This is a genomic window from Dellaglioa sp. CoH-55-MRSF-7, assembly GCF_056782235.1.
This window is the reverse complement of the sequence record NZ_JBXAYI010000001.1, coordinates 264,877-277,695: the sequence shown is the minus strand read 5'-3', so window position 1 is coordinate 277,695 and position 12,819 is coordinate 264,877. Positions and strand designations below refer to the sequence as shown.

The 12,819-nt window shown below is 33.1% G+C and carries 12 protein-coding genes; 9 read left to right on the top strand and 3 right to left on the bottom strand.

What is annotated here, in order from left to right; all coding sequences use genetic code 11:
- Nucleotides 1–119 precede the first annotated feature (119 nt).
- Nucleotides 120–842 carry a GntR family transcriptional regulator gene (locus AC1RPU_RS01255; RefSeq protein ID WP_481761053.1) on the bottom strand — a complete coding sequence of 241 codons (723 nt, stop codon included), beginning with the start codon at nucleotides 840–842 and terminating at the stop codon, nucleotides 120–122.
- Nucleotides 843–1,014: 172 nt separating this feature from the next.
- Here AC1RPU_RS01255 and AC1RPU_RS01250 point away from each other — a divergent pair, with 172 nt between their 5' ends.
- The 7 genes from AC1RPU_RS01250 to AC1RPU_RS01220 all read left to right on the top strand — a co-directional run bounded on the left by AC1RPU_RS01250 (nucleotide 1,015) and on the right by AC1RPU_RS01220 (nucleotide 8,226).
- A complete protein-coding gene (locus AC1RPU_RS01250) occupies nucleotides 1,015–2,091 on the top strand; it encodes an AI-2E family transporter (protein ID WP_481761052.1) in 1,077 nt (358 codons plus the stop codon).
- A complete protein-coding gene (locus tag AC1RPU_RS01245; RefSeq protein ID WP_481761051.1) occupies nucleotides 2,075–3,280 on the top strand; it encodes a MalY/PatB family protein in 1,206 nt (401 codons plus the stop codon). The genes AC1RPU_RS01250 and AC1RPU_RS01245 overlap by 17 nt, the downstream gene beginning before the upstream one ends.
- Nucleotides 3,281–3,351: 71 nt before the next feature.
- Nucleotides 3,352–4,038, top strand: a complete 687-nt coding sequence (locus AC1RPU_RS01240) for a 2,3-diphosphoglycerate-dependent phosphoglycerate mutase (RefSeq protein WP_409021802.1) — start codon at nucleotides 3,352–3,354, stop codon at nucleotides 4,036–4,038.
- A gap of 194 nt (nucleotides 4,039–4,232) precedes the next feature.
- Nucleotides 4,233–5,168: a ribokinase gene (gene rbsK / locus AC1RPU_RS01235; RefSeq protein ID WP_481761050.1), complete on the top strand. Its 936-nt coding sequence runs from the start codon at nucleotides 4,233–4,235 to the stop codon at nucleotides 5,166–5,168.
- A 28-nt stretch (nucleotides 5,169–5,196) separates the two neighbouring features.
- Nucleotides 5,197–5,619 carry a D-ribose pyranase gene (gene rbsD, locus AC1RPU_RS01230; RefSeq protein WP_409021800.1) on the top strand — a complete coding sequence of 141 codons (423 nt, stop codon included), beginning with the start codon at nucleotides 5,197–5,199 and terminating at the stop codon, nucleotides 5,617–5,619.
- Nucleotides 5,620–5,649: 30 nt separating this feature from the next.
- A complete protein-coding gene (locus tag AC1RPU_RS01225; RefSeq protein ID WP_481761049.1) occupies nucleotides 5,650–6,564 on the top strand; it encodes a GRP family sugar transporter in 915 nt (304 codons plus the stop codon).
- Nucleotides 6,565–6,786: 222 nt separating this feature from the next.
- Nucleotides 6,787–8,226: a catalase gene (locus tag AC1RPU_RS01220; protein ID WP_481761145.1), complete on the top strand. Its 1,440-nt coding sequence runs from the start codon at nucleotides 6,787–6,789 to the stop codon at nucleotides 8,224–8,226.
- 86 nt (nucleotides 8,227–8,312) lie between these two features.
- On the opposite strand, the gene AC1RPU_RS01215 is transcribed toward AC1RPU_RS01220, so the two are convergent.
- Nucleotides 8,313–9,200 carry a polysaccharide deacetylase family protein gene (locus tag AC1RPU_RS01215; protein ID WP_481761048.1) on the bottom strand — a complete coding sequence of 296 codons (888 nt, stop codon included), beginning with the start codon at nucleotides 9,198–9,200 and terminating at the stop codon, nucleotides 8,313–8,315.
- Nucleotides 9,201–9,351: 151 nt separating this feature from the next.
- On the opposite strand from AC1RPU_RS01215, the gene AC1RPU_RS01210 reads away from it, so the two are divergent.
- Complete coding sequence (locus tag AC1RPU_RS01210) at nucleotides 9,352–11,166, top strand: glycerophosphoryl diester phosphodiesterase membrane domain-containing protein (protein ID WP_481761047.1); 1,815 nt, start codon at nucleotides 9,352–9,354, stop codon at nucleotides 11,164–11,166.
- A gap of 151 nt (nucleotides 11,167–11,317) precedes the next feature.
- On the top strand, nucleotides 11,318–12,121 hold the full coding sequence (locus AC1RPU_RS01205; RefSeq protein ID WP_481761046.1) for a Cof-type HAD-IIB family hydrolase: 804 nt from the start codon (nucleotides 11,318–11,320) through the stop codon (nucleotides 12,119–12,121).
- A gap of 51 nt (nucleotides 12,122–12,172) precedes the next feature.
- Here AC1RPU_RS01205 and AC1RPU_RS01200 read toward each other — a convergent pair whose 3' ends face one another.
- Nucleotides 12,173–12,574 (bottom strand): pyridoxamine 5'-phosphate oxidase family protein, encoded by a 402-nt coding sequence (locus tag AC1RPU_RS01200; protein WP_481761045.1) that lies wholly within the window; start codon nucleotides 12,572–12,574, stop codon nucleotides 12,173–12,175.
- Nucleotides 12,575–12,819 lie beyond the last annotated feature (245 nt).

Sequence of the window (12,819 nt, the reverse complement as noted above, 5' to 3'; positions counted from 1 at the left end):
GCTAAAGTTATAGCGCTTTCTATATGTTCATAATAACAAACATTAAATAAAAGTCAATCATTTAATTCATTGGAACGTACCAATTATTTTAAAAAGTAAATAAAAAGCCGTTAAATAGCCTATTTAACGGCCATGAAAGTATTAAATTTAGAAAATTTATAATGAAATCTCATACTTGAATATTCAAATGGGGTACCATTATCTAAGAAGAAAATACCATCCATTATACTAACTGGTTCAGTTGGTTTTAAATTTAAAAGTTTTTGATCATTTTCGTCTGATGGTTCAGCGTAGATTGAAAGCGACGATTTAGTAACTGATTGATTCTGAATATCCTCCAAATAATTAAAAATTGATCCTTTAACAATTGTTTGAGATAAATTAGGAACAATCTTAATTGGAATATAGCCTGTTTCAATCATAAAAGGCGTTTTTTCAAATAAACGTAAGCGAACAATCTTGTAGACAAAATCATCTGTGTCTAAGAAAAGATTGCGTTGTAAATCTTCTGAGGGCGCAATAACTTCAAAACTTAGTACTTTAACTTTAGGGCTTTTACCATTCATTTCAAATCCGTCTGTAACACCTAAGTTAGAGCCTTCATAATTAAAAACGGTTTTATTTTTTAAATATAAGGGATTAATGAAGGTGCCGGAACCGCGTTTTTTAAAAATAATACCGTCGTTAGCCATTTGGCTAAGAGCTCGTTTTACTGAACTACGACTAATTTTATAAGTTTCACTCAAACTACGTTCATCAGGGAGTTTCATGTCGGGAAATTCATCTGCAGCGATTCTTTTTTTAAGTTTACTAATCAGTTGTTTGTAAATTAATTCAGCCATACAAGAGTACTCCTTTCGTAGAGTCAATCTTCATAGTTAACCATAAGTTTTAATAGACGACAAGTCGTCAACTTTCCGGAGAGATAATTATTTTAGAACAAAAAGGTAAGAATTACAGACATTTTAGTAAATATTTTGTACAATGAAGACTATAGTTAAAGGAGTGTGTCTATTGGAAATTTGGCAAAGTTTTATTGAAAATATTAAGTTACGTAGATTTGTTGTACTTTGTGTAATTATGGGTGTTATTTTTCTTGCGAAAGATGTCATTAGCATTGTTCTATTAACTTTTATATTTACATATTTAGTAGTCCGATTGATAAATGTTATTCAAAGACATTCATCAATTAATAGTCGAATAATTGTTATAGGAGTATATCTGGCAATTATCGCGCTGCTTTATTTGGCAGTTACTAAGTATTTTCCTATTTTAGTTTCGCAAACAGTTTCAATGGCACATTATGTGATTAATTTTTATCGTCATCCAGGTAAAGATACAAATCTTGTGATGGAATGGGTACTTAAATCTATTGGTAAATCTCAAATTGTGCCACAATTAAAAAGTAGTTTTACGCTTGTATTTCAATATATAACGAGCATTGGTTTTATGGCAGCAACATTTTTATTATCGCTTATTTTAAGCTTCTTTTATACGATTGAAAAAGATCAGATGACACATTTCTCAAAAAACTTTTTATCAAGTGATTTTGGTTGGTTTTTCCAGGATATTTACTTCTTTGGTGAAAAATTTGTTAAATCATTTGGTGTCGTTATTGAAGCACAATTCTTTATCGCAACTGTTAATACAGTTATTACTGTGATTGGGTTGTACTTCATGCATATGCCACAGCTCTTGCCTTTAGGAATATTAATTTTCTTATTAAGTTTAATTCCAGTCGCAGGGGTATTAATTTCATGTATTCCATTAAGTTTAGTTGGTTATTCGGTTGGTGGCGTACGTGATGTGGTTTACATCTTAATTATGTTAATGGTCGTTCATTTATTAGAATCATATGTATTAAATCCTAAATTTATGTCAAGTCGGACAGAACTACCTATATTCTTTACATTTGTAATCTTGTTAGTCAGTGAAGAATTATTTGGAACGTGGGGCTTGATTGTCGGAATTCCCATTTTCACATTCTTCTTGGATATCTTGGGTGTGAAGTCAATTCCTGGATCTAAAGGACGGATTGGTAAAATTAAAGGAATAAGGAAGGATAGTCAAACTGATGGTAAAGAAAAATAAATTTTTAGCTGATTTTAGAGTGAATAGAAAAAATACAAATTCAGTTAAATGGGATAGTTTAAAAGAGCAATATGGCGATGATAAATTATTGCCACTGTGGGTTGCAGATATGGATTTTAAAGCACCTAAAGCCGTAACTGATGCTTTAATAGCACGGGTACAACATGGTGTTTTTGGTTATTCAACAATTCCTGATTCATATTATGATGCCTTTTTTGATTGGCAACAATCTCGCTATGGGATTGAACTGCATAAGGAATGGATGAGATTTGGAACAGGGGTTGTAAATTCATTATATCAATTAGTCGATTTAATGACGGAACCAGGTGATAGCGTCTTAGTTCAAACACCAGTATATTACCCTTTTTATAGTGCAATTGAAGATAATAACAGACGTATCGTACGAACACCTTTGAAACATGAAAATAATCAATATGAAATGGATTTTGAAGCAATTGAACGAGATATGAAAGCTAATCACGTTAAATTACTTATTCATTGTTCACCGCATAATCCAGTTGGTCGCGTCTGGACTGAAGCTGAACTGACACAACTCTTTGAAATTTGTCGTGAAAATAAAGTGATGGTAATTTCGGATGAAATTCATCAAGATTTAATTGTGGGAAAAAAACCATTTGTATCAGCTTTATCAATAGACGAAGGTCGTTATCGAGATAATATGGTTGTCGTTAATGCTCCCTCAAAAACATTTAATTTAGCTGCTTTACAAAACTCGCATATCATTATTCCAAACGCGCAATTACGAGCTAAGTACGATAAAATGGTACAGCGTTTGAACAAACCTGAGGGTAGTTTAATGGGATGTGTTGCTGGAGAGGCGGCTTATCGTTCAGGAGCAGTTTGGTTAGATGAAATTCTGAGTATCGTAAGGACCAATTATTTAGAAGTCAGCCACCAATTAGTCAATAAATTTCCAGAAATTAAAATTAGTGAACTAGAAGGCACATACTTGATGTGGATTGACCTTTCAGCATATGTAAATCCCAGTCGGATGAAAGAATTTATTCAGAATGAGTGTGGCTTAGCTATTGATTATGGACAATGGTTTAGTGAAGAAACGCCAGGCTTTATTCGAATGAATTTGGCAACTGATTTAGGAACGGTTCAAACAGCTGTTGATCAGTTGTTAAAGGGACTCAAAAGTGCAAAGCTAAATCGCTTAAATTAGACTATTAATTTATTTCATTTCAGTGTAAAATAAACCAGTAAACTAAAAATAGAAAAAGAGGATTTTATCTTATGGCAAAATTAGTATTTATTCGTCACGGACAAAGTGAATGGAACTTATCTAACCTTTTCACAGGTTGGGTAGATGTTAACTTGAGCGAACAAGGCGTTGCTGAAGCACAAGCAGCTGGTAAAAAGATTAAAGAAGCTGGAATCGAATTTGATCAAGCTTATACATCTGTTTTAACACGTGCTATTAAAACATTACATTACGCACTTGAAGGTTCAGACCAATTATGGGTTCCTGAAATCAAATCATGGCGCTTAAATGAACGTCATTATGGTGCATTACAAGGCCAAAACAAAGCCGAAGCAGCAGAACAATTCGGTGAAGATCAAGTTCTTGTATGGCGTCGTTCATACGATACATTACCTCCACTTTTAAGCGCAACTGATGAAGGTTCAGCAGCTAACGATCGTCGTTATGCTGATTTAGATCCTAAAGCTATCCCAGGTGGCGAAAACTTAAAAGTTACTTTGGAACGTGTTATTCCTTTCTGGGAAGACGAAATCGCTCCTAAATTACTTGAAGGCAAAAATGTAATCGTTGCTGCACATGGTAACTCATTACGTGCCCTTACAAAATACATTGAAAACATCTCTGATGCAGACATCATGGGCGTTGAAATGGCAACTGGCGAACCAGTTGTTTACGATCTTGATGACAAATTAAACATCGTAAGCAAAATTAAACTTTAATATTAATAAAAAACCTGATGACAATTTTATGTCATCAGGTTTTTTTGTATTAGTCAATAATTGGCGAAAAAGTCGGTAGTTTTAGCAGTTAAAACCAGAAAGCGCTTGCCAAAGCAAATAATATGTATTATATTGATGTAATCGAATACACATTCTATTTGATAAATATATCAAAGAAATGAAGGAGAAACGTTATGGCAAAAGTTATTACTGTTTTGGGCTCAACTAATATTGATAAGGTTGTTTCTGTACCCCGTTTCGCAACTAGCGGCGAAACTTTACACACACCAAATCATCAAGTTGAAGCAATGGGTGGAAAAGGATTGAACCAAGGTGTTGCCGCTGCACGTTCTGGTGCAAAGACTAACATGATTACAAAAGTTGGTAAAGAATTTGATACCTCAAAGAATATGAATGTTGAAAACTTAAGCACTGAACATGTGATTGTTTCAGATACTGAAGAAACTGGACAAGCTTATATTACTGTTTCAGCCGAAACAGGCGATAATATTATCCATATTTATGGTGGCGCTAATGCTGATATGACACCAGCTGATGTACGCGCACATGAAGCTGCCATTGCTGAATCAGATTTTTTGATTGCGCAATTAGAAATTCCAACAGAATCAGTTATTGAAGGTTTCAAGATTGCACGCGAACATGGTGTTAAAACAATTTTGAACCCAGCTCCAATGCCTGAAAATGGTGGACTACCAGCTGAATTATTAGAATTAACTGATATTATTACACCAAATGAACATGAAACATTCTTATTGACTGGGATAGAAGTGACTGATGAACATTCAATGATACACAATGCTGCGTACTATTTTGAACGTGGAATTAATACCGTAATCATTACAATTGGCTCAGAAGGTTCTTTCTACATGCGTGATAATGGTGAAGAAGGAGTCGTTCCAGCATTTAAGGTTAAGGCTGTTGATACAACTGCTGCCGGCGATACTTTTATTGGTGCTACAGCAACACGTTTACATGCTAATTTAGATAATTTAGCTGAAGCTATGCGTTATGGATCAGCTGCTTCATCTGTAACGGTGTCACATGCTGGTGCACAACCAAGTATTCCAACTGAATCTGCTGTATTAGCTGTTTTGGATGCTAATAAATAAATTTAAATTGTTGAATGGGAGATAAATTATGCGTAAAACTAATCTTTTGAATACAAAATTATCAAATGCTATTTCTGAAATTGGACATACACAATGGTTAACAATTGGTGACTCAGGCCTACCAATTAAGGATGATGGACGTAAAATTGATCTTTCAATCGTACGTGGATTACCATTATTTATTGATGTTTTAGCTGCAACACTTTCTGAAATGAAAATTCAAAAAGCTTTTTTAGCTGAAGAAATTAAAACGGTTAATCCTGAACAATATGCTGCTATCAAGGCTTTATTAGATGATGATGTTGAAGTTGTTTTCATTTCACATGATGAATTGAAATCGATGAGTCGTGATGATAATAATATTGCTACAGTACGAACAGGTGAAATCACACCATTTTCAAATATCGTTTTGGAATCAAATGTTGATTTTGAAGGCGAAGCAATTAAATAGTTATTAATATAAGGATAGGATGATATAAAAATGAATATGTTAGGATTATTTTTCTCACTTTTAGCAATTATTGGTTGGAGTGCATATCCAACTTTAGTATCATATTTTGGCGGTAAACCAGTTCAAGGTATTTTTGGAGCAACATGGGGAACTTTGATTGTTGCAATCGTCCTTTCATTAGTCATGGGAATGCCCATGTTACAAGGTTCTAATTTTTGGTTAGCATTTTTCTCAGGGGCAGCTTGGGCCTTTGGAAATGTTTTAACTATTATGGCTTTTGGGATGAAAGATCAGGATGGAAATGCTTTAGGTTCTGCTAAAGCAATGCCAATCTCAACAGCTTTCCAAATTACAGCAAATGTAGTTTGGGGTGTTGTAATGCTTGGTAACTGGGGTCCAGTTTCATCAAAATTATATGGATTCATCGCTGTATTTGTTATCTTGGTTGGAGCTTATATGACAACTTATCAAGAAAAGAAATCAGCTGGAAATAAAGAACTACTTACAAAGGCAGTTGGTGTCTTATTGATTGCCCAAGTTGGTTATTCATTATATGGTATCCTTCCACAATATACTAAAAATACTGATGGTATGCATATGTTTTTAGCACAAGCTATCGGGATGGCAGCATTTGGATTAATTCTTGGAATTTATGAATTAACGAAAAATAAAAATAACATTTTTACACAAAGTGTTACGTACAAACAAATTTTTTCTGGTTTCTTCTTTGCAATGGCAGCATTGGGTTATTTAGTTTCAGCTCAACCTGCAATGCTTGGATTGGCAACTGGATTCGTCCTTTCACAAGTTTCAATTGTTGGAGCAACGATTTCAGGAATTGTCGTTATGCGCACTAAAAAAACGGGTAAAGAATGGTTAGTTATTATTATTGGTCTTATACTAATTGTAATTGCGGCTTCTGTAACAGTTTTCTTAAAAAACTAGATAAAATTAATTTTAAAACCTTGATAACAATACTATGTTATCAAGGCTTTTTGTTATTATTTGATTTAAAATGTCATAAAATGATAAAAAAATAAACATTAACTAGAACTCACTATGATATTTAAAACCTACTTTCCGATTCAAGTTATAAAAGTCAAAATAATTGTAATTATCAGTTTAGGTGCTAGGATTGGACTTATAAATAAGATAATAGGAGGAATCATCATGGGGGATTTAACAACAAATGAAGGTCAAACATGGGCGAATAATCAAAATTCACAAACAGCTGGGGCTCGTGGACCGGTTTTAGTTCAAGATTACCAATTACTAGAAAAATTGGCACATTTTAATCGAGAACGTATTCCAGAAAGAGTGGTCCATGCAAAAGGGGCAGGGGCTAAAGGCTATTTTGAATTAACTAGAGATATGAGTGATTATACTATGGCAGGTCTTTTCAATGGTTTGGGCAAGAAAACGCCAGTCATAACCCGTTTTTCACAAGTAGCTGGTGAGGCAGGTTATCCGGATACTTATCGAGATGTACGAGGATTTGCAGTAAGATTTTATACAGATGAAGGTAACTACGATATTGTGGGTAATAATACGCCCGTTTTCTTTATTAATGATGCTTTGAAATTCCCAGATTTTATACATTCCCAAAAGCGTGACCCAAAAACGCATGCTAGAAGTCAGGATATGCAGTGGGATTTCTGGTCGTTATCACCTGAAACAGTTCACCAAGTAACAATGCTTATGAGTGATCGTGGGATCCCTGCTAGTTACCGAATGATGCACGGTTATGGAAGTCATACTTTTAAATGGGTAAACAAGCAAGGTGAACAATTTTGGGTTAAATATCATTTCAAAACAAACCAAGGTGTTCATAATTTAAGTAATGAGGTTGCTGAAGAATTAAGAGGAAAAGATTCTGATTACTTACAAAATGATTTGTATAATGCGATTGAGGATCAAGATTACCCCAGTTGGACAGTAGCCGTACAAATTGTGCCTTACAAAGCAGGATTAGCCTATCCGCAAGATATCTTTGATGTTACGAAAGTTATTTCGCAAAAGGACTATCCATTAATTGAAATTGGCCAAATGGTTTTAGATGAAAATCCAAAAAATAATTTTGAAGATATTGAAGAATTAGCATTTTCACCAGCTAACTTCGTTCCAGGAATTGAAGCCTCACCAGATAAATTACTCCAAGGACGCTTATTTGGTTATAAAGATGCTGCAAGATATAGATTAGGTGCTAACTATGAACAATTGGCAACTAACCGTCCTAAAAATGAGGTTCATAATTATGAACGAGATGGTTTAATGGCGCAAAATCAGAACGGTGATGTTAACTATGAGCCCAACAGTTTAGGTGGACCTGAAGAAAATCGCCATGCAGAAGTTCATGGTGATACATTGGATGGAAAAGTAGGCAACTATTCAGTAAATGAGGATTATTATACTGCTGCCGGTAAATTATATCGATTGTTACCTACTGATGAAAAAGCACGTTTAATTGAAAATATTAAATTAAATCTGGGACAAGTTAAAGATATTGAGATAAAGATTCGTGAAACTAAACAGTTTTATCAAGCTGATAAGGAATACGGAACACGTGTCGCAGAAGCATTAGGGTTAGAACTAAGCTTAATTAAATAATTCTTTCGGTGTATTAAAATGTTTAACAAAAAAAAGGAATAAATCACTGTAATCAAACAGCGATTTATTCCTTTTTTTTGTGTTGTTTACATGCCGTGTTCTAAAAGATACTTGTAAGAAATATCTGATAAATCGGGTGAGATACGGACACGATGCAAGGTGAATAGTCCTTGGCTTTCATTAGCGAGTCCTGGTAATGTCGTTAGACCAAGTTTGTAGCCTGCATCTTTAGCAAGTTTAGCGGTCTGGTTATTGAAGCGACCAACTGGATAACAAATAATTGATGTCTCTTGATGAAATTTATTGTTTAGCCATTTTTTCGAATTCTTAAATTCAAAAGTTTGTTGTGCATCGGTCATCTGATTAAGTTCCTCATGATGGACAGTATGACTTTGAATACTTACTAAACCTGATTTTCGCATCTCGTTCATTTGTGGCATAGTTAGTTTGTTTATGTGGCCAAAGTGGCTTGTAATATAGTTGATGGTTGCTTTTTGATGATATTTTTTGAGAGCAGGATAAGCTTTTTCATAGTTATCCTTGTAACCATCATCAAAAGTAATCCAAACAATTTTATTAGCAGGTTTTTTATGTGTTTTAAAAACTTCGATAGCTTCAGCAGGTGATAACGTGTAGTAACCATTTTTTTTAAGCCACTGCATTTGATGGGCAAATTGTGCTTCAGGAATACGAAGTGAATTTCCAACAGAAATACTATGATACATTAAAATTGGAAATTCGGTCTGGCCCTTAAATGATTTCCAATGCGAACTGTCTATTTTAGTATTTGAAATGAGCTTATTTTTCTTAATAGTTTTCTTGGGTAAAGATGAACTTACCTTTTTAGAGCTATTTTTTTGGTGATTAGTATTGGAAACGGAGTGAGAATTTTGAATGAAAAAGAATAATGAACCAATAGAGACGATTAGGACTAAGAATAATAAGATAAACCAACCTTTTTTATGTTTTAACATGATGAACTCCTTTTATGAGAAACGATACTATCTAATTTACCACGCTAAGGTAGTAAGATTCAATTTTTACGCGGATAAAGTCAATAAATGTAAAAAAAGGTAAGGCTATGATAGTATAAAGTACATATTAAATATTTAATTGGGGGAAAATATGCGTAGAACATTTCATTTTTTAAATCAAAGTTATAAGGAATTTTTTCAACACTGGAAATTGTATTTTATTTTAGTAGTTGTTACTAATTATATTTTATCTGCAGTGGTACAACCAATCTTAACTTGGGTGGTAAGCCAGATACTTAGTAGTAACCAAGTCGAATATTTAACCTATACTAACATTATTTCGGTTATTGAGGATAAACCTATATTATTAATTGAGTTTATCCTTGTTATATTAGTTATATTAAGTATTGTTTATATTCAAATGTCTTTCATGATCAGGGGTATTCAAGCTATTCGTTATGATTTAAAAATTGAATTTAAGTCATTATTAAAACAATCAATTCATGACGTTTTAGAGTTACGTCCTTTAACAGCGTTGCTCGTTATTTTTTACTTCGTTTTAATTTTACCATTTGGACAAGTCTTATTTACATCTACTTTATTAAATAAGGTGACTATTCCAGATTTTATTCTTCAAGATATGTGGACAAGTCCAGCTATCTGGGGCCCAATACTTTTAGTCTATGGTGTAGCATTTTTCTTCTCTATCCGATTAATTAGTTTTATTCCAACTATGTTGTTTAGTTCAGAAAAAAGAATCGGTCATTTAATTAAACAAAGTTGGGAAGCTGGACGTGGCAAATTTTGGATAACCGTCACAAAAGGATTAGTAATTACGGCTTCTATAGCTTTTATATCAGGAATTGTTCAAATTAGTTTGTTCCTAATTCAGAACTATGTAGATAATCATTTTCAAAATCAAGCATTTATGATTGTGATGTTTAATCTGTTTATTTTGGAAATTTTAGGACAAATCGTATTAGCTTTAAGTGTGACTATGTTGTTAGGTATTGCGCTAGATGTTTTTGAAGAACAACAACCGCATTTGAAACCCGTTCAAGAAACATTCTATAAAGAGAAACGCTTTATTAAATTACAGAAAGTTAGTGTCGTTGTTCTCCTGATACTAGTTGCAGGGACAGCTTCTATTTATAATTATGTTTACTTAAAGGGGATGCTAAATGACTATCCAGTTCTTATTTCTCACCGTGGAGTTGATGATGGAAATGGTGTACAAAATACCATTCCTGCCTTAGAAAAAACAGCTAAAGAGAAACCTGATTACATCGAAATGGATATTCAAGAAACAAAAGACCATAAATTTGTTGTTATGCATGATCCAAATTTGGAAAATTTAGCGAATGTTAATCGGACAGTACATGATTTAACATTATCCGAGTTAACAGCATTAACTGTTCGTGAAAATGGTTATTCAGCTAAAATTCCAAGTTTCGATGAATATTTAAAGGCAGCAGAGAAGAATCATCAAAAATTATTAGTTGAAATCAAAGTATCTCCGCAAGATAGTCCCAATATGACTAAAAACTTTGTTAAAAAATATCAAAAAAGACTATTAGCTGATAAGGATCGAATTCATTCTTTAAGTTATGATGTTGTTTCACAAGTAAAAAAACAAGCACCAAAGCTTTATATCAGTTTTATTATTCCATATAATATATCATTTCCAGAAACACCAGCAAATGCGTACACTATGGAAGCTACAACTCTAGATGACTCATTTGTGAGCAAGGCACATGATAAGAACCAGGATGTCTATGCTTGGACTGTAAATGATGAAACGATTATGCAAAAGATGTTATTTATGAACGTTGATGGTATTATTACGGATGACTTTGGTACACTTAAACAAGTTGTTCAAGCTAATAATGATCATCCAAGTTATGCAAGTAAATTATCAATATTCTCAAATAGATTAACGGGAATTAGCATAACAATCGATAATTAAATTAGTTAGGTTAGGAAACATAAATTAGAAAAGATTACTATAGATTAGTAGTCTTTTTTAATTTTGTCTAGATGTTAACGTTTACACTATTTAGGTGGCATGCTATGCTTAAGTTGCTACTAAACTGAAATCAGAGGAGTGTCTAGTAAGTATGATTAAAATTATCGCATCAGATATGGACGGCACGTTATTAAATAATGAAAATAGTATTTCGAAGGGTAACGCAGCGGCTATTAAGAAGGCTCAAGAAATGGGAGTGACTTTTGTTGTTGCCACTGGACGAAGTTATGATGAGGTAAAACCCTTAATTGACGCAGCAGGTATTAGTGCACCGATGATTAATTATAATGGGGGCGCTACGGTAACTGAGGAAGGCAAACAAATTAATAGTTTTCCAATATCAAAAAAAGAGGCACAAAAACTCATTAAATTTTTGAAGAATGAACATGCCTTTTTCAAAGTTATGACGTCAAAAGGTGTTTATTCAGATGATCCTCTTAAATATGATGAAGCGGTTATCAAATTAAACTTAAATCCTATTCATTATATAGACGATTACAGTGAAATTATTGATGATTCTGAAATAGATTTGTTTAAATTTCTTATTCGAAAAACGGATGAATCAGATGACTTATCTGTTTTAAAAAATAAAATTGAAGAAAATGAAACACTCATTGTGACTTCTTCAGGGGATAATAATCTTGAAGTTAATCATGTTAATGCACAAAAAGGGATTGCGTTGAAAAAATTTGCTGATAGTATGGGTATTCCTATGTCAGAAGTGATGGCAATTGGCGATAATTTGAATGATATATCGATGTTAAAAGCTGCAGGTATCAGTTATGCAATGGAGAATGGTCATCAAATTAATAAAGATATTTCTAATCATCATGCAAAAAAGAATGATGAAGATGGTGTTGGATTAGCTATTTTAGAACAATTAGCTCAAAAATAAGACAAAAGGACTAAATCCCATTTACGGGATTTAGTCCTTTTGTCTTAATATTTAATCAGCAATTAAATCACCAGCAGTTGGGCCAGCATCTAATTTGTAAATACGTTCAACATCAATGATGACAGCATAGTACATTTTTGGTAAATGGCGTTCTTCACCAAATTTAACAGCATCGTCAAAAATTTTACCGGAATCAATTAAATGTGCTGTGCCTTCAAACCGGAAGCCTTTTAGATTAGGACGATCTATAACAGCAACAGCTGCACGGCCATTATTTTGAAGATTGTGTAATGCATGTTTAGCTGTTTCTTCATTATAAATCAAATGCGTATCATCAAAAACACGCATTGATCCTTTAGGACCAACTTGTGGGAACCCATTTTCATCTACGGTTGAAAGAAAATTAAGTTGTTCAGGAATCATTTTTTTCATATCTTCTGTTAATTTTGCCATTATAAAATCTCCTTTTTATTTACTTATTATAAGTAAAACTTATCATGATTAAGGTATATTGGCAAAATATTAGCTTTACAAAAAACTTGCAAATAGGGCTAAAAAAACTATACTTATATGAGTCTAATAGTGATTTCTAAAAGGACTTCGAAGAAAGACGCTAAAGTGATATGTATAGATTATTAATTTTAACAGTACTAATGAGTCGTAATATGTCAGGATATAAGTTACGATTGGTATTGGAA

Coding starts and splice junctions, on each gene's coding strand:
- AC1RPU_RS01255 (WP_481761053.1), bottom strand. CDS start 842: ATGGCTGAATTAATTTACAAACAACTGATTAGTAAACTTAAAAAAAGA.
- AC1RPU_RS01245 (WP_481761051.1), top strand. CDS start 2,075: ATGGTAAAGAAAAATAAATTTTTAGCTGATTTTAGAGTGAATAGAAAA.
- AC1RPU_RS01240 (WP_409021802.1), top strand. CDS start 3,352: ATGGCAAAATTAGTATTTATTCGTCACGGACAAAGTGAATGGAACTTA.
- rbsK (WP_481761050.1), top strand. CDS start 4,233: ATGGCAAAAGTTATTACTGTTTTGGGCTCAACTAATATTGATAAGGTT.
- rbsD (WP_409021800.1), top strand. CDS start 5,197: ATGCGTAAAACTAATCTTTTGAATACAAAATTATCAAATGCTATTTCT.
- AC1RPU_RS01225 (WP_481761049.1), top strand. CDS start 5,650: ATGAATATGTTAGGATTATTTTTCTCACTTTTAGCAATTATTGGTTGG.
- AC1RPU_RS01215 (WP_481761048.1), bottom strand. CDS start 9,200: ATGTTAAAACATAAAAAAGGTTGGTTTATCTTATTATTCTTAGTCCTA.
- AC1RPU_RS01210 (WP_481761047.1), top strand. CDS start 9,352: ATGCGTAGAACATTTCATTTTTTAAATCAAAGTTATAAGGAATTTTTT.
- AC1RPU_RS01205 (WP_481761046.1), top strand. CDS start 11,318: ATGATTAAAATTATCGCATCAGATATGGACGGCACGTTATTAAATAAT.
- AC1RPU_RS01200 (WP_481761045.1), bottom strand. CDS start 12,574: ATGGCAAAATTAACAGAAGATATGAAAAAAATGATTCCTGAACAACTT.